This is a genomic window from Paraburkholderia phymatum (assembly GCF_038900715.1).
Lineage (GTDB): Bacteria > Pseudomonadota > Gammaproteobacteria > Burkholderiales > Burkholderiaceae > Paraburkholderia > Paraburkholderia phymatum_A.
This window is the reverse complement of sequence record NZ_JAYMRZ010000025.1, coordinates 47,281-67,903: the sequence shown is the minus strand read 5'-3', so window position 1 is coordinate 67,903 and position 20,623 is coordinate 47,281. Positions and strand designations below refer to the sequence as shown.

General features: G+C 62.6%; 15 protein-coding genes. 11 read left to right on the top strand and 4 right to left on the bottom strand.

Features of this window, described 5'->3' with window-relative positions; genetic code table 11:
• Positions 1-68: 68 nt before the first annotated feature.
• The gene (locus tag VSR68_RS33955; protein ID WP_342943953.1) at positions 69-1,253 is read left to right on the top strand and encodes a glycosyltransferase family 4 protein; all 1,185 of its coding nucleotides are present in this window, start codon (positions 69-71) and stop codon (positions 1,251-1,253) included.
• A 26-nt stretch (positions 1,254-1,279) separates the two neighbouring features.
• Here the strand turns inward: VSR68_RS33955 and VSR68_RS33950 are convergent, their stop codons facing one another.
• Positions 1,280-1,930, bottom strand: coding sequence for a phosphatase PAP2 family protein (locus VSR68_RS33950; RefSeq protein WP_342944019.1), 651 nt, complete (start codon positions 1,928-1,930; stop codon positions 1,280-1,282).
• A gap of 25 nt (positions 1,931-1,955) precedes the next feature.
• Positions 1,956-3,251: an O-antigen ligase family protein gene (locus VSR68_RS33945; RefSeq protein ID WP_342943952.1), complete on the bottom strand. Its 1,296-nt coding sequence runs from the start codon at positions 3,249-3,251 to the stop codon at positions 1,956-1,958.
• Positions 3,252-4,000: 749 nt separating this feature from the next.
• Here VSR68_RS33945 and VSR68_RS33940 point away from each other — a divergent pair.
• The 5 genes from VSR68_RS33940 to VSR68_RS33920 all read left to right on the top strand — a co-directional run bounded on the left by VSR68_RS33940 (position 4,001) and on the right by VSR68_RS33920 (position 9,785).
• Positions 4,001-5,506, top strand: coding sequence for a mannose-1-phosphate guanylyltransferase/mannose-6-phosphate isomerase (locus VSR68_RS33940; protein WP_342943951.1), 1,506 nt, complete (start codon positions 4,001-4,003; stop codon positions 5,504-5,506).
• Positions 5,507-5,548: 42 nt separating this feature from the next.
• On the top strand, positions 5,549-6,925 hold the full coding sequence (locus VSR68_RS33935) for an undecaprenyl-phosphate glucose phosphotransferase (RefSeq protein ID WP_342944018.1): 1,377 nt from the start codon (positions 5,549-5,551) through the stop codon (positions 6,923-6,925).
• Between the two features lie 113 nt (positions 6,926-7,038).
• On the top strand, positions 7,039-8,064 hold the full coding sequence (locus VSR68_RS33930) for a sugar-transfer associated ATP-grasp domain-containing protein (RefSeq protein ID WP_342944017.1): 1,026 nt from the start codon (positions 7,039-7,041) through the stop codon (positions 8,062-8,064).
• Between the two features lie 8 nt (positions 8,065-8,072).
• Positions 8,073-8,498, top strand: coding sequence for a hypothetical protein (locus tag VSR68_RS33925; protein ID WP_342943950.1), 426 nt, complete (start codon positions 8,073-8,075; stop codon positions 8,496-8,498).
• 123 nt (positions 8,499-8,621) lie between these two features.
• A complete protein-coding gene (locus VSR68_RS33920) occupies positions 8,622-9,785 on the top strand; it encodes a hypothetical protein (protein ID WP_342943949.1) in 1,164 nt (387 codons plus the stop codon).
• Between the two features lie 32 nt (positions 9,786-9,817).
• Here VSR68_RS33920 and VSR68_RS33915 read toward each other — a convergent pair whose 3' ends face one another.
• Positions 9,818-10,999, bottom strand: a complete 1,182-nt coding sequence (locus tag VSR68_RS33915) for a glycosyltransferase family 9 protein (protein ID WP_342943948.1) — start codon at positions 10,997-10,999, stop codon at positions 9,818-9,820.
• 573 nt (positions 11,000-11,572) lie between these two features.
• Between VSR68_RS33915 and hpnI the strand changes: the two genes are divergently transcribed.
• The 3 genes from hpnI (at position 11,573) to VSR68_RS33900 (ending at position 16,602) form a co-directional block, all read left to right on the top strand.
• Positions 11,573-12,763: a bacteriohopanetetrol glucosamine biosynthesis glycosyltransferase HpnI gene (gene hpnI, locus VSR68_RS33910; protein ID WP_342943947.1), complete on the top strand. Its 1,191-nt coding sequence runs from the start codon at positions 11,573-11,575 to the stop codon at positions 12,761-12,763.
• A gap of 32 nt (positions 12,764-12,795) precedes the next feature.
• Positions 12,796-13,764, top strand: coding sequence for a lysylphosphatidylglycerol synthase domain-containing protein (locus tag VSR68_RS33905; protein ID WP_342943946.1), 969 nt, complete (start codon positions 12,796-12,798; stop codon positions 13,762-13,764).
• A 213-nt stretch (positions 13,765-13,977) separates the two neighbouring features.
• A complete protein-coding gene (locus VSR68_RS33900; protein ID WP_342943945.1) occupies positions 13,978-16,602 on the top strand; it encodes a DNA-binding protein in 2,625 nt (874 codons plus the stop codon).
• On the opposite strand, the gene VSR68_RS33895 is transcribed toward VSR68_RS33900, so the two are convergent.
• Positions 16,580-17,539: a LysR family transcriptional regulator gene (locus tag VSR68_RS33895; protein WP_342943944.1), complete on the bottom strand. Its 960-nt coding sequence runs from the start codon at positions 17,537-17,539 to the stop codon at positions 16,580-16,582. The genes VSR68_RS33900 and VSR68_RS33895 overlap by 23 nt on opposite strands.
• A gap of 304 nt (positions 17,540-17,843) precedes the next feature.
• On the opposite strand from VSR68_RS33895, the gene VSR68_RS33890 reads away from it, so the two are divergent.
• Both VSR68_RS33890 and VSR68_RS33885 read left to right on the top strand, forming a co-directional pair.
• Positions 17,844-18,965: an NADH:flavin oxidoreductase/NADH oxidase gene (locus VSR68_RS33890; RefSeq protein ID WP_342943943.1), complete on the top strand. Its 1,122-nt coding sequence runs from the start codon at positions 17,844-17,846 to the stop codon at positions 18,963-18,965.
• Positions 18,966-19,075: 110 nt separating this feature from the next.
• Positions 19,076-20,461, top strand: a complete 1,386-nt coding sequence (locus tag VSR68_RS33885; RefSeq protein WP_342943942.1) for an MFS transporter — start codon at positions 19,076-19,078, stop codon at positions 20,459-20,461.
• Positions 20,462-20,623 lie beyond the last annotated feature (162 nt).

The window sequence follows — 20,623 nt, the reverse complement described above, 5'->3', positions numbered from 1 at the left end:
TTGCAACGTGCGTCGGTACTTACGAAGAGCGCAAGAACAGACGGACCGGACGAGCACAGGAGGTTGAAGTGAAAGTTGCGATTGTTCACGATTGGTTAGTGGTATCGGGCGGTGCCGAAAAAGTATTGGAGAACATCATCGAGTGCTTTCCGAACGCGGACCTGTTCTCCATCGTCGATTTTCTGGAAGACCGCAAGTGCATTAAAGGAAAATCCGTCTCGACGTCGTTCATTCAGCGAATGCCGTTTGCACGGAAGCGCTATCGCGCGTACTTGCCGTTGATGCCGATTGCGATCGAACAGCTCGATCTCTCGGGCTACGATCTGATCATCTCCAGCTCACATGCCGTCGCAAAGGGCGTGTTGACTGGGCCGAACCAGCTGCACGTCAGCTACGTTCACTCGCCGATACGCTATGCGTGGGATCTCCAGCATCAGTACCTGCGGGAGTCGCATTTGTCGGCTGGCTTGAAGTCGGCTCTGGCGCGCGTGCTGTTGCACTACATACGCGGATGGGACTCGCGTTCGGCAAATGGCGTCGACTATCTGCTCGCGAATTCGCAGTTCATTGCGCGACGCATCAGAAAGGCCTATCAACGCGACGCGACGGTGATCTATCCTCCCGTCGATCTGAGCAACATGCGGCTGCGCGAGCACAAGGACGATTTCTACGTGACCGCGTCGCGGATGGTGCCGTACAAGCGTATCGACCTGATCGTCAAGGCGTTCTCACAGACGCCCGAACGCCGCCTTGTCGTGATCGGCGACGGGCCGGAGATGAAGAAGATAAAGTCGGTTGCGGGCGACAACGTGACGATCATGGGTCATCAGCCGTTCGATGTGCTGGTCGATCATCTGCAGCGTGCGCGTGCGTTCGTGTTTGCGGCGGAAGAGGATTTCGGCATCTCCGTCGTGGAGGCGCAGGCGTGCGGCACCCCTGTCATTGCGTTTGGCAGAGGCGGCGCGCTGGAATCGGTAATGGGACTGCCGCTCGAGCGGCCCACGGGTGTCTTCTTCGGCGAGCAGACAGAGGAATCGCTGCTCGAGGCCGTGACCCGGTTTGAAGAGAACGCGAACCTCTTTGACGCGCGTGTGTGCCGGAAGAACGCCGAACGCTTTTCGTCAGAGAAGTTCAAGAGATCGCTGATGTCGTTCGTCGACGCACGCTTGCCGAATGAATTCGTCGATCGCACGGCGCCGTATGCAATGAAGGAACGCGCGCGCGACGACGAACATCATCACCAGCCGGCCTGACCAGCTGGCTTGATTCGAACTTTGGCTTAATCAGAACGTAGGCGGGAGGAGAGGCGTCCTCCCAGTGCGGAAAGAGGACGAATGCTGGACAGCGCGCACTTGACCGTGGGCGCAGCATGTACGCGAATCACCTCGGACTTCGCATCGATGATGTCCTGAAGCGGCGCCTTGTGCCCGTAGGCCACGGTTGAGACGGCGAGCAGACTCAGCGTCGCCCAGAACGGCCGAAACTTCCTGAACTCCACATGCAACGCGGTTCGCAGGAACCACGCAGCCGCGATCACACCGACCACCCAGCCGACGATCACTTCCATCACCGAGTGCGAGTGATCGAATACACGCGAGTAGCCCGTCAGGGCTCCGATCAGCAGACCCACCACGATGCCCACCGAAGGCGGCTGGCGCCACCATTTCGCTAGCAAGGCGATGGTCACGATCCACACGGCAGTGGAGAGCATCGTGTGCCCGCTGATCACGCGGAAGTCGCCTAGCGGCAGCGCGATGCCCCACGCCGAATAGAGAACCTTGGTCGCGCCGACCAGCGCCATTCCGCAGGTCAGCGCGAGAATCCATCGGCATGCGAGGACCACGTCGACTCTCGCAAGCCATGCGGCACACAGAATGGCTACGGGTACGGTCAGCGCTGCATCGCCGATGTTGGTAAAAATGATCCACATATCAGTGCGATTAAATTCGCTGAGGTTAATTCCGTGTTCGAGCAACATGTCCTGGAATAGCCCGGGAGGGTGGAGTCGGCATGACGGGCCGCGGGTTCAGCACCGGGCGATTTTGCTGAACCGGGGCGCGCTCGGAGCGCGCGGCAAGCAGAAGGGACACGACAAGGGAGAGGATCAGAACATTCGACGGTGTGACTAGCCGGTGTTCGGTGCCCGCCATCACGAGCAGGCATACCGACGAAAGCTCGACGAACCGGAATCCCGCGAAGTTGCGTCCCCCATCCCTCAACGCGCTATAGGCGGCGCCATCCTGGCTCCACTTGATGAGCTTCCAGTAGAACGCCAGCAGGAGGAACAGTCCGACCATGCCGAGTTCCGCGAGGAAGTTCAGATACGAGTTGTGCGCGTGCGAATCGCTGTGCTCGACCACAATGTCCGAAGGCACGCCGAGCACGCCGAAGTACGACACGACATTACGGATCTGGTCGTCGAATGAACCGAATCCCATGCCCACGATCGGGCTCTGACGGAAGTATGTCAGCGCGCGCGGCCATAGCCATTCGTAGCGGATGTCGAGGTTCGCGACCTTCGCATCCGAATTCTGAATGCTGAATGTGTAGCCCATGTAATCGACGTTCGGTCTTATGTGATACATCGCCATGGCAACCGACGCGATGACGAGGCCGCTCATCAGCGTCGCGAGCATCCAGCGCTTGCGTCCGAAATACAGGTACGGCAAGACCGCCATCGCGCCCAGCAGCGAACCCCGGCTATAAGTCGAGAACAGCATCAGGAAGTTGAGGAAGAGCATCGAGAGAAGCAGCTTGCTGCGTTCCTGTAGGTAGCAGGCGATGCCGAGGCAGAACAGCATCGCGAGAAAGCCGCCCGCCGCATTACGCGCGATAAAGAAACTGCCGAAGCTGTCGTCGGGATGCTTGAAGATCGCCAACAGTCCATTCTGCGCAAGGTAAACCAGGTAGGGCGGAATATTGGCGACTACCGCGCAGATGAAGAACGAACGGAAGATCTTGTTCAGATCGAAGCGGTGCGCGTACACGCAACCGGCAAAAAATGGCGCATAGGAGATGAAAAAGTTACCGTCGCGTCGATAGAACTCGAACTCCGTGAGCGAGTGCGCGTTGTAGAGCGCCGTCGAGATGAGCGCGAACAGCGTAAGTGCCGTCAGCGGTGCGAAGAACGACGGATAACTGCGTCCAAAAAAGCGCCACGCGCAAAGAATGATCGGGACAAAGCCCACTGCGCTAATCGGTACCAGGTTAGTTACCGTCAGGAATAGCGCAAGTAACGATATGTAAGCCATGTCGACTCTCGCGATTAAAAATGCCCTTTCATTGACGACTACTCGGCTGTCATCAATGAACTTGTAAGAGGATGAAACTGCGAAGCGGCGAGTGACCGTTTGACGATCGGCTTGCCGCAGAAGAATTGCGTACAGCCTTGACGTGCAGTATTGATGCCAGCGTTCGGAGCACGTCTGCTGTGGCAGGATTTGCGCAGATATGTGAGGCGGCACGGGCTTGTCACGCTCGCTTCACGGAGAAGACAATAGTGCCGCGCTCGTCGCAAATTACCACGAATAGAGATGGATTTCCACGCTGGATACCATCAGTAAAAAGATAACTTGGCGAGCACGTGGCCGATATTCGAAAGCTTCAGCGAGCGGGGCCATAAGTTCAACCGTTCGCGCCAGACGTGCTGTCGCGCGGCGCAACCTGTCTATCATCGATACAGGTCGAATTGAATGTCGTGGCCTTGGGTCGCTATCAAAACGTCCGCGGGATCGTGTTTTCGTTATCGGTCGAGAACATCTTCCGTTCACATTGCAAGATCGTGAGAGCAGGGCGCGGTGACGAACGATCGTCCGTCGATCGTTCGCACAACTCTGCTCGATGCGATCTTCGCCCATCAAGCTGTGGCGTCGATGCCCGAATAAGGCACACGCCCACGATGTGTAGTTAAAGCGACGCTTGTCAGGTCCTGCGACGTTCTTTCGTGCGAACGATGAGAATGAACTTCAATGCCAGGGAGATTGAAGTGAACAAACAAACGATGAATGTAGAACAACACGCCGTTGCAACAGCTGTCGCCGAACACGCTGCGGATTGCCGTCGGCTGGTGCAGGTCATTCTCGCGGGTGGATCGGGTACACGTCTGTGGCCTGTGTCTCGCGAGCAGTATCCGAAGCAGTTGATCGGCGTCGTCGGCGATCAGTCACTGCTGCAAGCAACGATGAAGCGCATGGATGGCTTCGCGAAAGCATGGGACGTGGCGGCCGAGCCCGTCATCGTGTGCGGCGCGGAGCATTCTTTTGCGACTCGCGAGCAGGCTCAGCAATGCGAAGTGACGCCGCGCATCGTTGTCGAGCCTGCGCGTCGCGACACCGCGCCCGCGTTGACGCTCGCTGCGTTGGCAGCAAGCACCGACGGCGATGATCCCATCCTCGTGGCAATGCCCGCAGATCATGCGATCGCGGACGTAGCCGCATTGCAGGCCGCGATCGAACAGGCTGCGCAACTCGCGCAGGCAGAAGGCGTGATCGCGACGCTCGGCGTCCCGCCGACGCGCGCCGATACCGGCTTCGGCTATATCCGCCTTGGTGCGCCGCTGAACGAAGGCGCGCATCGGATCGACCGCTTTGTCGAAAAGCCCGCGGCCGAGCTCGCCGCTGAATACGTTGCGTCGGGCAACTACTGGTGGAACAGCGGCATGTTCGTCGTGCGCGCATCCGTGTGGCTCGAAGCGCTCAAGCGCTTTCAGCCCGAGATGCACGCAGCGTGCGTCGAGGCGCATACGAACGCGAAGCGCGACGACGTGTACATCACGCCTGGCGCGGACGCGTTCGAGCGTTGTCCGTCTGATTCGATCGACTATGCGGTGATGGAGCAGCTCGGCAAAGAGGGCTCGCCGTTCACAGGCGTCGTGGTGCCGCTCGAAGCTGGCTGGTCCGATCTTGGTTCGTGGGACGCCGTGTGGGAAGCCATGGACAAGGACGAGTTCGGCAACGTCGCAAACGGCCGCGTGATGATGGAAGGCGCGACGGCCACGTATGCGCGTTCCGAAGGCGGCCGGCTCGTCGCGTGCGTCGGCACCAACGGTCTCGTCGTCGTCGAGACGGACGATGCCGTCCTCGTGGCGGATCGCTCGCACGTGCAGAACATCAAAGGACTTGTATCGCGTATTCGGCAGACAAAATCGCCGGAAGCGGAAAACCACAGAAAAGTACGCCGCCCCTGGGGCTTTTACGATTCGATCGATAACGGGGATCGCTTTCAGGTCAAGCGGATCGTCGTGAGTCCAGGCGCGCGTCTGTCGCTGCAAATGCATCATCACCGGGCAGAGCACTGGATCGTCGTAAGCGGAACCGCACTGGTCACGCGCGGCGAAGAACAGTTCTTGCTCACTGAAAATCAGTCAACCTTCATTCCCCTTGGCGTTCGGCATCGTCTGGAGAATCCCGGACATGTACCTCTGCAGATCATCGAGGTCCAGTCGGGCGCGTATCTCGGCGAAGACGACATCGTCAGGTTCGACGACCAGTACGGCCGTTGCAACTAATCGACGGATGTTGCCATGGGTGATGGATAGAAGGGGGTAATGATGCGTGCAATGACAGGTCTACTGGCGAGGGTGTTCGACGTCGCCTTGATCGTGGCAGGTGCGCTCGTGGCGTCGCAAATCCGGTTCGACGATGCCTCGCAGCGTGGGTTTTATCTCGCGTTTGTCGCGTTTGCCGCGGCATTTTCGCTCGCCGTTTTTCCGGCGCTCGGTGTCTACGAGTCGTGGCGGGGGCGCTCGAAGCGCGTGCTCGCGGGTCAGGTGGCGTTGGGCTGGCTGATCGTGCAGGCGTGCGCGTTGGCGCTGATGTTCTCGCTCCACCGCATCGACTTCGTGTCGCGTCTGTGGTTTGCGTACTGGACGGGTATTTCCGGCGGCGCGCTGATCGTCAGCCGTCTCGTGATGCACAGGCTGCTCGGCCGCGCCCGCAATGCCGGTCTGGATTTGCAGCCGGTTGCGGTGGCCGCTTGCGGAGAGCACTGCAACGAGATCATTCACCGGATGGAGAGCGAGACGACGTCGGGCTTCCGGCCGCGGGCGATCTACAATCTGCGGCCTGAGGCAGAGACGTTGCCGCATGTGCCTGCGTTCAACGATCACGAGGCATTCGTCAGCTACGTGCGCGAGCAGCAGATCAGCGAAGTGTGGCTTGCGTTGCCGCTCGCCGAAGAGCGCACGATCATGAGGCTCGTGAACGAGTTTCGCAATGACCTGATCAACATCCGCTTCATGCCGGACGTGCGCACGCTCGCGTTGTTCGAAGGCGGCGTGATGAGCCTGGTCGGTCTGCCGACGATCAATCTCGCGGCGTCGCCGTTGCCTCCGAACGCAATGGTGAAGAAGGACATATTCGATCGGCTGTTTGCGTTCTGCGCACTCGTTGCGATCTCCCCGATTCTGCTTGGCTGCGCAATTGCAGTGAAGCTGAGTTCACCGGGGCCCGTGTTCTTCAAGCAGCGCCGCAAGGGCGCGGATGGCCGGGTCTTCACGATCTACAAGTTCCGCACGATGCGTCTGCACAAGCAGAAGGCGGGCGTGCTCGAACAGGCCAAGCGCGGCGACCCGCGCATCACGGCCGTCGGCGGCTTCCTGCGTCGCACGAGCCTCGACGAATTGCCTCAGTTCCTGAACGTGCTGCGCGGCGAGATGTCGGTTGTCGGTCCCCGTCCGCACGCACTCGAACATGACGACCTGTATCAGAACGTCGTGTCCGGCTATATCCATCGCTACCGGATCAAACCTGGCATCACCGGCTGGGCACAGGTGAACGGATATCGCGGCGAAACGGATCGCCTCGAAAAGATGGAAGGACGTGTCGAACACGATCTCTACTATCTGCGCAACTGGTCTTTCGGACTGGACGTGCGCATCATCCTCGCGACGATTTTCAAGGGCATTGTTCATCCCAACGCGTACTGAGCATAAGGCTAAAAATAATGAACGTTCGACAGGGAGCGGATAGCGGACTTGGTTGGTTGAAGCGCGAAACCAGTACCATCGCGAGCGACCTCGAGAGCGCCGTGAGAAAGTCGCTGAAGACCATCGGGCGCCGCAAGTTTCATTGGGAGCACGCGCTGCAGGCGAAGAAGATTCTGCGGGTGCTCGAAAAGACCTACGGCAACGCTGACCCGATGCACCTCAGGCTCGCCGACACGTATGCACGCGACGTGTTCGGCGATGCCGTCTACGCGCCGTGGCTTCGCGCCTATACGGCATTCAACCGCAAGTTCAAGGAAGGCTGGATTCCCGACAACTTCTACGGAACCGTCGTCGTCCCGAGCATGAAAGGATGGCACGGAAAGATCTCGAACCTGAAGACGGTCTCACGGCTGATCTTCGGGAGCGAGACCTTTCCCGATATCGCGTACTTTGCGAATGGCCTGTTCTTTTCGGCTCACAAGGTGGCGATTCCGCAGGCGCATGTCGAAGCATTCGTATTTCAGAACGCGGATCGGATCGTCTACAAGCTGGACGGGTCCGCGCGCGGATCGGGCATCTACATCTTCGACCGGAAGACATTCGATCCCGAAGCGATCAGGTCGTATGGCAATGGCGTGATCCAGACGTACATCGAGCAACACCGTGTGTTCAGCGAATTCACATCGAATTCGGTTGCGACGTTGCGCTTTACGACCGTGGTCGACGACGTCGGCGACATCTCCGTTCGTTCATGCTTCCTGCGACTCGGCCGGGCGGAGCACACGCACGTCACGGCGGAAGACGAGGTGTGCGTTCCCGTCGATCTGCTGAAGGGCGAATTGCGTCGCGAAGGCTATCTCGACAACTGGCTGGCCGTCGATGCGCATCCCGATTCCGGGTGCTCTTTCGAGGGCGTCAAGATTCCGGCGTTCTGGAAATGCGTCGCGACCGTGCTCGAATTGCACGGCAAGATTCCTTTCGCGCGATGCGTCGGCTGGGATCTGACCGTCGACGTCGATGAAAACGTCAAGGTGATGGAGTGGAACGCCGAGCATAACGACGTCAAGTTCAGCGAGGCCACCCAGGGTCCGTGTTTTTCGGATCTGAAATGGGAACGCCTCAAGGCTTCGTTCGCGTAGGTGCGTCGATGCCTCAGGCAATCAGAGTGGAGAAAGCCGCGCTCGGCGCGCAATACGGCGAGCAAACAGGCGAGCAGAAAAGCGGGCAGCGAGTCGGCCTCGAGAAGGAGCGCGACTTGAGCGAACAGCTTTGGTGTGTGCACATCGAAGGGATCAACGATTACGTTGCGGCCATGTCGCGTGAGGCATCCGAGCGGGAGGCATCGGCGATCAACACATATATCGAGCGCGCGGGCGACAAGGCGCCCGCGTCGATCGTGCGAGCCAGCGCGATCGAATGGCCTTTTACCGCGGCCGGCCATGCACGGTCGCTTGAAGTCGACTGGGACGATTTGCAGCACATGCCGCACAGGCTCGCGGACGCCGACAGCTCCGAGGAGGCGCTGCCGCCTTCGATATGGCGGCGGCTCAAGGCGTTGGTGCGCGGAGCGTGAAGCAAAAAGGGCATGCGGACACGTGGAGACACGATGACGCACGAATAGGGTTTCTTCCGCTGAGCTTGCATGACTCAGCGCACGAGCCGACAAGATTGTTCATTGACTAAAGCGGAGTCCGACATGTGGTATGGCATCGGTGCAAGGGTGATGGTCGTTGGCGCTTTTCTTGCGCTAGCGGGTTGCGGCGGAGGTGGCGGAGGCGGATCGAATTCCTCGTCTTCCGGCAGCCCACCTTCGCCGCAACTCGCTGCCGCGACGAAAGTCGACGACGGCACAGCGATGGGTGATACGAACTGGCCTGCGGGCTCGACAGCAACGGGTGGAACGGGACAAGCGGTGAGCGGCCTGAACTGCGGCGTGCGCGGCAATGCGTACACGTACTCGCACCTGTCGATCTATCTGAACGGCAGGCAACTGGCCTTGCCGGAAAACATCGGTGTCGTCGAGCCGACGATGGCCGTGCAGACGGGTTGCGCCTATCCGCTGCACACCGATGACCAGACGGGCAAGATCCGCATGGACTCGAGTTCCGGCGCGTCCTATACGCTCGGCCAGTTCTTCGCGATCTGGGGACAGCCGCTGTCGACGTCGAATGTCGCCGGATTGACGGGGCTGCCCGTCACGGTCTTTGTGAACGATGGCGGCACGCTGACGAAATACACGGGTGATCTCGCGAGCCTCCCGTTGCCCGTGCATGGCGAAGTGACGATCATGGTCGGCTCGACGCTTCCGCAGATTCCCACTTTTACGTGGAACGACCCTCCGCCGTTCAATCAGCAGCAACCGATCGCGCTCACGTTCGGCGGCACGATCGGCGCGCCTAACTGGCCAAGCGGCAGCACGCCGACGGGCGGCACGGGTGCGCCTGTCGATGGAATCGTCTGCGGGGTGGGCATGAGCGAGGCCTATCACGTGCACGCGCATGTGGCGATCGTCAGAGATGGTCAAGGGCTTGCGCTGCCTGCGCAAATCGGCATTCCGTCAGCGTGCAACTATGAGATGCATACGCACGATTCGACGGGGATCATCCACATCGAGACGCCCAGTGTGAAGGCCTTTACGCTCGGCCAGTTCTTCGACATCTGGGGCGAAACGCTGACGACCACCAACGTGGCGGGTGTGATGGGCAACGTGATCGTGTACATCAACGACAACGGCGACGTTCGGCGTTATCAGGGCGATCCGCGCAATATCGAGCTGATCTCGCACCGCGACATCACGTTGCAGATCGGGCAGCCCATCAGCACGCTGCCGACCTATACGTGGACGGATGAGCCGCAATAAGTAGCAGTAGGTAGCAGGAAGGGGCGGCGCCGTCAGGCCGCCGCTCCGACGCGCGTGCGTGCCTCGTCGTCTGTCGGCACGGACTGCAGCACGGCTTGCACGACGCGCTCCACGCCTGGCCAGTTCTTCGCGTGTTCTCCGGGCACGTACTGCTGCGGAGGCACGCTCACATAAGGCGGCGGATAACCCCATATCGCGTCGTGTACTTCGGGCCGTGTCACGCTTCCACCGATCACCGCGACGGTCGGACGGCGAAACGCGGCCGCGACGTGCATCAGCATCGACGAGTTCGTCAACACGACGTCCGCCTGTTCGGTCAGCGCGAACACGATGCGCATCGACACTTCCCCTGCCAGTGAGCGAACGGGCACGCCCGGTCCCGCTGCGGCGAGCGCCTCGGCGGCGCGCGCCCGATCCGCTTCGCTGCCGACGATCACGATGTCGCAAGCGTTGCAGGCCTGTTCGAGTGCGTGAGCGATTTGCGCGAGCGCCGCGCCGACCTGTTGCGCGGGCCATGCCTTGGTCGGCACGCCGGCTCCGACGCCGACGATCATGCGTACACCTCTGCGGCCAGGCACGTCGCCGGCGTTCCAATACCGCGTGGCCTGCGCGCGCTCGTCACCCGTCAGGAAGAGTTGCGGGCGCACTTCGGGCAGCACCGTTGCGCCGAGCAGTTCGCCTTGCGCGAGCGCGGCGCGTCCGCATTGCCGTCTCGCGTATTCGACATAGGCCTGGCACGCGCTCCATCCGCCGCGATAGCCGCGCACGCCGATCCGATATCGCGCGCCCACGCGCATCATCAGCAACGCACCCATATAGCTGCCGAGCACGTCGATCGCCACATCGAAGCCGCCTCGCGCGCGCAGCGCGGCGACCTGCGGCGACTTCCACAGAAAGCGCAATACGTTGCGATGCGAGCGGTCATCGACGAGCTTGTTGTTCCAGGGCGCGTCGAGTTCGACGATCTCGTCGACGAACGGATTGTTCTCGAGTATCGGCCGCCCCCAACTGCCGATGCCGGCGATCAGGCGCGTCGTCGGAAAGCGCTCGCGCAGCGCTTCGAAGAGCGGCGTAGTGGTGAGCAGTTCGCCGAAATCGTTCGGGCGCAGCACGAGAATTTCACGCGGCGTGTCGCGCTGCGGGTCAAAACGTGGCGGGCAGAACCGGCCGGTCAGCCAGACCGGCGTTTCGATCAGCAGACTTTTCCAACCCATCGCTTCTCCATGCTGGCACGTGGTTGTCGCCGTCGGTGCGCATTACAGGTGCGCGTGTGCGGCTGGCTGCGTGCGCGTCGCGTCAGTGCGCGCGGGACCGGCCGGATATGGCTCTGATTGTGCATGGGCGTGGCCGCATCGAGCCGCCGAGGTCGCTCCCTTTTCCGCCATCGTGTGTGGGTTGGGGCACAGGCGATCGTACCGGGTGAAGGCGCTTTTTAATCTTTCAGATTAGCGCGATTTGTATTGCGGAAATATTTCAATGCCGCTCAATGCAAGGCATTACATCGAGCAGATCCCGCTGTAACCAATCGAAATATAAAGGCCGCGGACCTTTAATGTTTTCTTCAGGTTGCATCACTACGATCGCCCCTGCGTGTTCAATCGCGATCGTCGTCGTATGATCGGCCTCTTCTATCGTCGCGAGGCGGTCATCGGAACGGCGGACGTCCCCAGCGTTTCCGCTTCGTGCCGGTTCCGCACTGCCGGGTTCTTCACGTGCGGCTATGCGGCCCATCGACTACGGCGTCAGTAGAACGCCTGGTTCACAGATCCTTCACATTGGGCACTCCAATGGCGATTAATGCGCTGGTTTCGAATGTCGGGCTCTTACGCGAATTTACGGCTTGGCTGTGCGGCGCATGCGCAGCACTCGGCATTCTGTACACCGTCGCGGCCGCCGCGCTGGTCGGCTGGTTCTTCGCGCGAAGCTCGCCCAATCCGAAAGGCTTTCCGCCCGTCACGGTGATCAAGCCGCTGCGCGGCATGGAGACCGCGCTTCTGTCGAATCTGCGAACCTTCTGCGAACAGGATTACGAAGGGGAAGTGCAGTACCTGTTCGGTGTCCACGATCCGAGCGATCCCGCGCTCGATGTCGTGAAAGAGCTTCAACAGCTCTATCCCGACGCGCATATCACCGTGGTCGCGAATAGCGAATTGCACGGCTGCAACCGGAAGGTCAGCAATCTTCTCAACATGCTCCCATTGGCTGTCCACGAGCACTACGTGTTTGCGGATAGCGACGTCGCGGTCGGCCGCGATTATCTCAGCAGAGTGATGGGCGAACTTCAGGCGGAAGGCGTCGGTCTTGTCACATGCGCTTACGTGGGCGCGCGCGACCCGGGATTCTGGCCGAAGCTTTCGGCGAGAGCCGTCGATTATCAGTTTCTTCCCGGCGTCCTGGTCGCGCTTGCGTTGGGACTTGCGCAACCATGCTTTGGCCAGACGATTGCGATGCGTCGCGAAACGCTCGATAGCATCGGCGGGCTGCGTCAGTTCGCGGATCTGCTCGCCGAAGATCACGCGATCGGTATGGCGGTGAGAGCGGCAGGGCAGCGCGTCGTGGTCCCCGGCTTCGTGATCGGCCACGCGTGCCCCGAGTCCACGCCCGCGCGGCTTGTCGAGCATGAGTTGCGCTGGAGCCGAACCATCCGGCGAATCGATCCGTATGGCCATCTTGGCTCGGCCGTGAGTTACCCGGTACCATTGGCGCTACTCGCGCTGCTGTTCGCAAGCGCGCCGCCGTGGACCCTGTATCTGCTCGCGGCGGCCTTGTGCGCGAGGCTCGCGCTTCAGTGCCGCATGGATCTTGCGCTGAAGCGCTCCGTTCGTGAACCCTGGCTTCTGCCGTTGTGGGACGTGATGGCATTTGCCATTCTTTTCGCAAGTCTGCTTTCTTCGCGCGTTGTCTGGAGAGGCGTGAGTTTCGACGTAGACGACGATGGCCTGCTGAAAGTCGCGCCCGCCAGTTCTTCCACCGACTGAGCAACGGTAGCTTCCCACCCCATTCCAATTCGATGATCAGGCACGTCAGCAGGTTCGCGGCTTTGGCAGGTCTTGTGATTGCGCTTTTCGTCGTGTGGCGCAGTCATCCCGCAGAGGTACTGGGTCTCTTGCGCGATGCGGGCGCGGGGCTGCTCGTCGCCGGGCTTGCGCATGTCCTGCCGATGCTGGCGAACGCCCGCGACTGGCAAACGCTGATACGCGGTGCCAATCGGCCCACTCTGCTTTCGATGCTGAAGCTCGTGTGGATCCGCGAGTCGGTGAACTGCATGTTGCCCGTTGCGCGCGTCGGCGGCGAGCTGGTCTCGTTCCAGTTGTTGCGGCGCTGGCGCGTGCGCGCGTCGACGGCGGCCGCGAGTCTCGTCGTCGACATGCAATTGACGATCATCAGCCAGTTCATCTTTACGATGGCGGGGATCGGATTTCTCGCGGCTCGCGGCGATTCGTCAACGGGACACGTGGTCGGCGGCCTCGCATGGAGCACGGCGCTGCTCGTGCCCGTACCCATCCTCTTCGCGCTCGTCCAGCATGCGAACCCGTTCGCGCTGGTGTCCCGAGGACTCGACCGGATGACGAGCGGCAAGCTCACCGCACTGGTCGGCCACTCGGTGAAAACCGACCAGTCGATCAAGGTGATCTGGCGCAGGCGCGCCGTCGTTCTTCGCTATCTGTTCTTCTGGCAACCGCTGCAATGTCTCGCGACGGCGCTCGAAATCTGGCTCGCGCTCCATTTTCTCGGCGCAAACGTGAGCTTTCTCGCGGCGCTGACCATCGAAGTGCTGATCCAGGCCGTGAGCAGCGCGGCCTTCGTCGTGCCGGGCGCGCTGGGGATTCAGGAAGGCGCCTTCGTGCTGATCGGCGGATGGCTCGGCATCGAGCCGGCGACCAGTCTTGCGCTGGCCGGCGCGCGGCGCATCCGTGATCTGTTGATCTTCATTCCGGGCCTTTTTGCGTGGCAGTTTTCGCTGCGCAACGCGCGGTGACGGCGTTTTCGGCGTCGTCGTCGTAGCCGTCAATTGGCCGGTTCTGCGCAGCCTGCGCGGCATGACTTTCTCGCGCCCTTCGCGAACGACCCCTGCCACGAAATGCCCTCTGAATGACTATGGGCATGCTTCTTTCATAGCGTATCGCGCAGAACGTAGTAATGTATCGCGGGAGCCAGTTTTCGCCCGGCCCCTTTGATTCTCGAGGCGCTTATGTCCAAAGACGCAGACACCACTATCGACGAACAGGTTGCCGCAATCGCAGACCGCATGACCCAGGAAGGCCGTGACGTTTCCCCTGTGACGATCTGGTCGGAGGTCCACAGCGGATCGATCGTCACGGTTGCCGTCGCCTTGCAACGCTGGCGCGACGCGCGACAGCCGCAGACGCCGCCCGCACAGGTCCAGGCCGAAGTGCCGCACGACCTCGCCGAGGCGCTGATGAACATCGCCCACCGACTCTGGACGGCATCGCACGACGCGACATCGCGAGTGTTCGGCGACCGTCTGGGCGCGGTGGACCATCAGCTCGCCGTCGCGCTGAAGGAGCGTGACGAGGCGCTGTCCGAATATCAGAAGACGGAAAAGGAAGTCGAAACCGGCCGCGACCGGCTCGACGGACTGACCAGCGAACTGCAGGCGCTGGACGAGGCGGCTACGCGCGCCCGCACGGAGCTTGCCGAGGCGACCGCGCGCGTCGGGATGGCCGAGGCGAAGGCCGGGGAGTTCGCGCAGCACGCATCGGCGGAACAGGCCGGGCGGGAGGCGGCGGAGGCGTCGCTGGTCGAGCAGCACAAGGCGAATGAATGGCTCGCCGCGACGGTTTCGGGCAAGAACAACGAAATCGCGCGACTCACGCAGGAGCGCGACGACGCCCGGCGCGAAATCGCGACGTTGAACGACGCATGTCACGCGAAGACCGCCGAAGTCGAGCGATGGACGCAGGAGGCCGGCGCCGCCGTGTCGCGTGCCGATGCCGCCACCGCGCAGGCAAGCGAGAGCCTCGCGCGGGTCGCCGCGCTGGAAGCCGATCTGGAGGCGCATCGCAGCCAGTTGCAGGCTTCGGAGGAGACCTCGACACGCGTTCAGGCCGAACTGGCCGCTGCGATTGCCCGCGCGGAAACGGCGGAGGCGAAGGTCGAGGAACTCGGGCAACGCGCGTCGACGGCGGAAACGAAGCTCGAAGCCATGCAGGCATCGCTCGACGAGCAGCGCAACGAGAATGAACGGCTGGCCGCGACGGTGTCGAGTCAGAACGACGAGGTCGCGCGGCTCACACAGGAGCGCGACGACGCACGGCGCGAAGTGTCGACGTTGAGCGACGCGTGCCGGGCGAAGACGGAAGAAGTGGCGCGATGGTCACAGGAGGCGGGCGCGGCGACATCGCGTGCCGAAGCCGCCGAGGCGCAGGCGAGCGAGCGCCGGGCGCGGCTCGCGGCGGTGGAGGCCGAACTCGACGAAACCCGCAGCGCACTCGCAACCGAGCGGCAGACGAGCGCGGCACGCGCGGATGAAGGGGCGGCGCGGCTTGAAGAACTTCAGCGCGTCACGCGGGAACTGGCAGAAGCAAAAGCGCAAATCGACGCGATGAGCGAGGCCAGGACCGCCGCAGACGCCGAGCGCGAGCGCATTTCTCACGAAGCATCCGCCGCAAAGGAACGCACCGATGCAGCCGAACAGCGCGCAGCGCAGCTTGAGCAAAGCCTCGCAGCAGAACAGCAGGCAAGCGCTGCACGGGCACAAGAAGCAGCGGCACAGCATGAAGAGCATCAGCGCGTCACGCGGGAACTGGCAGACGCCAAAGCGCAAATCGACGCGATGAGCGAGGCCAAAGCCGCCGCAGAGGCCGAGCGCGAGCGCATTTCGCACGAAGCATCCGCCGCAAAGGGACGCGCCGATGCAGCCGAACAGCGCGCAGCGCAGCTTGAGCAAAGTCTCGCAGCAGAGCAGCAGGCAAGCGCTGCGAGGGCAGAAGAAGCAGCGGCACAGCATGAAGAACATCAGCGCATCACGCGGGAACTGGCGGAAGCAAAAGCGCAAATCGACGCGATGAGCGAGGCCAAAACCGCCGCAGAGGCCGAGCGCGAGCGCATTTCGCACGAAGCATCCGCCGCAAAGCAGCGCGCCGACGCAGCCGAACAGCGCGCAGCGCAGCTTGAGCAAACCCTTGCAGCAGAACAGCAGGCAAGCGCTACACGGGCAGAAGAAGCAGCGGCGCAGCGCGAAGAACATCAGCGCATCACGCGGGAACTGGCAGAAGCGAAAACGCGAATCGACGCGATGAGCGAGGCCAGGACTGCCGCAGACGCCGAGCGCGAGCGCATTTCTCACGAAGCATCCGCCGCAAAGGAACGCGCCGACGCAGCCGAACAGCATGCCGCGCAACTGGAGCAGCGACTCGCCGAACAGGAGCGCGCAGCGACAGCCGCAAGGGACGCGCAACGCGAGCACCAGGCCACCATCGAGGCGGGAGCCGCCACCGCCGCGGACGAAATCGCCGAGCTGCAACGCCAGATCGACGCTCAGTCGAAAGCCCACACGAAGGCCTATAACGAGCTGCGCGCCAATGCCGAGCAGTGGGTCACCTACGCGAAGGAAATCAAACAGCGGCTCGAGCAGGCAAACGAGAAGATCCTGTTCATCGACGCGCGCAGCACCGGCGAAGTGGCGCTGTTGCGCCGGCTCTCGTTCGAGCTGGAGCGGCTGAAGCCCGATCACGAACTGATCTTCCGCGAAGCGCAAAAGAAGCTGATCGGCTCGACGATGGCGCAGCAACTGGCCCAGAAAGGCTATCGGTACGATCCTTCCACGGCCGTCATGTCGAAGGTGGAGAGCTGACGGCCATCGCTCCCGCAGACGTCGCCTTGTGCCTGGTCAGATGATCGACGAGCATGCGCGCGGGCAGCGGCAGCGTATCGAAGTTGCGCGCGACGATCAGCATCGGGCGCAGCGACCAGGGCTCGTCGAGCTCGATCACCCGATAGCTCGCCGTCTGCGCGTAGGGCATCACGCTGCCCTCGGGCAGCACGCCGATGCCAAGGCCCGCGCCGACCATATTGCGCACGCCCTCGAAGCTCGTCACTTCGATGCGCACGCGCAGGCGCCGGCCTTCGCGCTCCGCCGCCGCGCGGCACAGCTTCGAAATCGACGTGGCGTAGGGCATGATGATGAAGTCTTCGTCGAGCGCATCGGCGAATTTGACGGCCGGGCGCCGCGCCAGCCGATGCCCGTCCGGCACGATCAGCACCAGCTTGTCGACGCTATAGGTGCGCCATTGCAGGTCTTGCAGCGAATCGCGGGGCGCGGAGCAGATGCCGAGATCCGCCATGCCGCTCGCGATGCCCTGCACCACTTCGTCGCTGCTCTTCTCGACCATGTCGACGCGCACCTCGGGGTTCGCGCGCAGAAACGTGTGCAACGCGCCCGGCAGATACTGGACCATCGCCGTGAAGTTCACATAGATGCGCGCGTGTCCGCGCAGGCCTTGTGAATACTCCGACAGTTCATCCGATATCTGCTGCACGTGTTCGATCAGCCGCTTCGCGTGGTGATAGAGCGCTTCGCCCGCAGGCGTCGCCTGCACGCCCCGGCTATGGCGATAGAGAAGCGGCGTGCCCGCGTCGGTTTCCAGATCGGACACGCGCTTGCTGACAGCCGATGCGACGAGGTGCGTGCGCCCCGATGCCGCCGCAATGCTGCCTTCCTCCACGACGGCCACGAAGATGCGCAGCGACTCCATGTCGAAGCGCATTGGCCGGTCCGGTACAGCACGCATTGGCACTCCTTTCTCGGGTTTTCCCTGATCCGCTTGATCCGCTTGATTTGCGAGGCGGTCGGACATCGCGTTTCGCGATGGCTCTGTTGAAGATTGAGAAGTTTTCAAACAGGCCGGAAACGCCCATCCTCTCGGCGATACAAGGCATGTCACGCCGCCCGGCGCGACTCGATCGGCATACACAAGCATCGCGATTCGTCATTCTAAGGCGCTCCGCCGATGCCGTCGTCGAGGCTGTCCGCGACGCGCCCGCATGTGCGTATGCGTGCCGGTCATTCGCGTCACTCGTTCAGGAACCAGATCAATGAGCGCTTCAGCTTCACTCTTTTCTCCTCTCGAACTCGGCTCGCTCACGCTGCGCAACCGCATCGTCATCAGCCCGATGTGCCAGTACAGCGCGATCGACGGATCGGCCAGCGCGTGGCATCGCACGCATATCGGCAATCTGTCGCTGTCGGGCGCGAGCCTGATGCTGCTCGAAGCGACGGCCGTCGAAGCGGCGGGCCGCATCACGCCGTATTGCCTCGGCCTCTATTCCGATGCGAACGAGGAGGCGCTCGGCCGCGTGCTCGACGAAGTGAGGCAGTTCAGCGACATGCCGATCGGCATCCAGCTGTCCCACGCGGGACGCAAGGCATCGAGCGAACCGCCGTGGCGCGGCGGCGTGCAGATCGCGCCGCAGGACGGCGGCTGGCGGGCGGTCGGTCCTTCCGCGATCGCGCAAGGCGACGGCGAGATCGCGCCCGTCGCGCTCGATCACGCGGGGCTCGCGCGCATTCGCGATGCGTTCGCGGACAGCGCGAAGCGCGCGGCGCGTCTCGGCCTCGCCGCGATCGAACTGCACTTCGCGCATGGCTATCTGCTGCATCAGTTCCTTTCGCCGCTCGCGAACCGGCGCGACGACGAGTACGGCGGCTCGCTCGAAAACCGCATGCGCTTTCCGCTCGAAGTCTACGAAGCGGTGCGCGCCGTTTGGCCTGAGGGCAAGCCACTCGGCGTGCGCGTGTCGGCGACGGATTGGGTCGAAGGCGGCTGGGACCTCGAGCAGACCATCGAGCTTGCTAAGCGCCTGCGCGAGCGGGGCTGCGACTGGATCGACGTATCGACGGGCGGCGTGTCGCCGTTGCAGAAGATTCCGCTCGGGCCGCATTACCAGGTTCCGTTTGCGCGCGCGGTGCGCGAAGCGACGGGCATGCCGACCATCGGCGTTGGCCTCATCACCGATGCCGCCGAAGCCGATCGCGTGATCCGCGAAGGCGAGGCCGATCTGATCGCGTTGGCGCGCGCGGTGCTGTGGGACCCGCGCTGGCCGTGGCACGCGGCTGCGCAACTCGGCTCGACGATCAAGGCGCCGCCGCAATACTGGCGATGCGAGCCGCGCGGCGCGGGACGCGTGTTCGAGGGCGCGTCGTTCGGCCAGCGCTAGCCGTCACCCCGGCATTGAATGACCTCGAATGAGGTCGAATCACGTTGATCGATGAGCCGGCGCGCGACCGGCATTCGACATTCCAGAACGAATGCATGAAGGAGACACAGATGGAACACGGACAACTTGCCGTCGGCGTGCGCACCCGCTGGTACGACGGACTGACGTCGATGCACTGGAAGGTGCTCAAGGCGAGCTTTCTCGGCTGGATCTTCGACGGCTATGAGGCGCTCGCGATCGTCGTCGTGCTCGGGCCGATGCTGCATTCGGTGCTCACGGCGGAGCAGGCCGCGTCACAGACCGTGTATGCGGGCCTCGTGATCGGCATCACGCTGCTTGGCTGGGGTATCGGCGGACTGGTCGGCGGCATTCTCGCCGATTATGTCGGCCGCAAGCGGATGATGCTGTGGTCCGTGTTTCTCTATGCGCTCTTCTCGGGCATCACCGCGTTTTCTCAGACGGTCTGGACGTTGTGCGCGTTGCGCTTCCTGACGGGCCTCGCGATGGGCAGCGAGTGGAGCACGGGCATCGCGCTGTTGTCGGAGACGTGGCCCGAGCAGGCGCGCGCGAAAGGCGCGGGCTTCCTGCAATCGGGCTTCGGCTGGGGCACGCTGGCGGCCGCCGTGATCTGGTATGCGCTTGCGTCGACGCATCCGCTCGGCGCCGAATCGTGGCGGCTGATGTTCGTGCTCGGCGCGGTGCCGGCGTTCTTCGTGCTGTATATCCGGCGCGGCGTGAGCGAATCGGAGAAGTGGCAGCGCGCCGTGCGCGAAAAGCGGTGGGCGGCCACGAGCGCGGCTGGCACGGCTGGCACGGTTGCATCGGCTGCCGGCGATGCGGCCGGCGATGCGCCGCAAGCCGGCAAGCGTCCGTTCACGCTCGCACAGCTGTTTGCCGAGCGCGTGGCGCTGCGCCGCACGCTGATCCTGCTTGCGCTGTCGATCATCACGACGGTCGGCTGGTGGGCGATATCGAGCTGGCTGCCGACCTATACAGTGGCCGTCGCGAAAGCACAGGGCATCCAGGACGCCGTGTCGTGGGGCTCGAAAGTGTCGATCGTCTATACGGTCGGCGCGATCGTCGCCTATATGCTCGCAGGCTTCATCGTCGATGCGATCGGGCGGCGCACGTTCCTGTCGCTGACGTTCGTCGGCTCGCTCGTGACCACGTTCATCACATACAAGCTGACGTCGAGCGTCGAAGCGATGATGGTGATCGCGCCCATCAACGGCTTCTTCACGCTGGGCTGCGCGTATGTGTGGATGGCCATCTATCCTTGCGAGCTCTTCACGAGTTCCGTCCGTTCGACGGCGATCAGCTTCGTGTTCAACGCGGCGCGGCTGATCGCATGGGTGTTCCCGATCATCGCGGGCAGCATGATCAAGTCGTTCGGCGGCGTGTCGCACGCGGCGCTCGCGCTCGGTTCCGTGTACGTGCTCGGCATCGTGCTGCCGTGGTTCCTGCCCGAGACGCGCGGCGCGGGCATGCCGGACTGATTGACGTAAAACAGCACCGATCTTTCTTCGTTGGCCCGTCACGGCGAAACGCATCTGCGTCTGCGACAGACCGTTTCGCCGTGATCGGGCCAGGCGCTTCGTGCGTATCCCGGCGCGCTGCGCTGTGAATCAGCGCGTAGGCTCAGGCTCAAGGGGCGGCGC

Coding starts and splice junctions, on each gene's coding strand:
- VSR68_RS33915 (WP_342943948.1), bottom strand. CDS start 10,999: ATGGGTTGGAAAAGTCTGCTGATCGAAACGCCGGTCTGGCTGACCGGC.
- VSR68_RS33950 (WP_342944019.1), bottom strand. CDS start 1,930: ATGTGGATCATTTTTACCAACATCGGCGATGCAGCGCTGACCGTACCC.
- VSR68_RS33900 (WP_342943945.1), top strand. CDS start 13,978: ATGTCCAAAGACGCAGACACCACTATCGACGAACAGGTTGCCGCAATC.
- VSR68_RS33940 (WP_342943951.1), top strand. CDS start 4,001: ATGAATGTAGAACAACACGCCGTTGCAACAGCTGTCGCCGAACACGCT.
- VSR68_RS33885 (WP_342943942.1), top strand. CDS start 19,076: ATGGAACACGGACAACTTGCCGTCGGCGTGCGCACCCGCTGGTACGAC.
- VSR68_RS33920 (WP_342943949.1), top strand. CDS start 8,622: ATGTGGTATGGCATCGGTGCAAGGGTGATGGTCGTTGGCGCTTTTCTT.
- VSR68_RS33935 (WP_342944018.1), top strand. CDS start 5,549: ATGCGTGCAATGACAGGTCTACTGGCGAGGGTGTTCGACGTCGCCTTG.
- VSR68_RS33925 (WP_342943950.1), top strand. CDS start 8,073: ATGCCTCAGGCAATCAGAGTGGAGAAAGCCGCGCTCGGCGCGCAATAC.
- VSR68_RS33905 (WP_342943946.1), top strand. CDS start 12,796: ATGATCAGGCACGTCAGCAGGTTCGCGGCTTTGGCAGGTCTTGTGATT.
- VSR68_RS33895 (WP_342943944.1), bottom strand. CDS start 17,539: ATGCGTGCTGTACCGGACCGGCCAATGCGCTTCGACATGGAGTCGCTG.
- hpnI (WP_342943947.1), top strand. CDS start 11,573: ATGGCGATTAATGCGCTGGTTTCGAATGTCGGGCTCTTACGCGAATTT.
- VSR68_RS33945 (WP_342943952.1), bottom strand. CDS start 3,251: ATGGCTTACATATCGTTACTTGCGCTATTCCTGACGGTAACTAACCTG.
- VSR68_RS33890 (WP_342943943.1), top strand. CDS start 17,844: ATGAGCGCTTCAGCTTCACTCTTTTCTCCTCTCGAACTCGGCTCGCTC.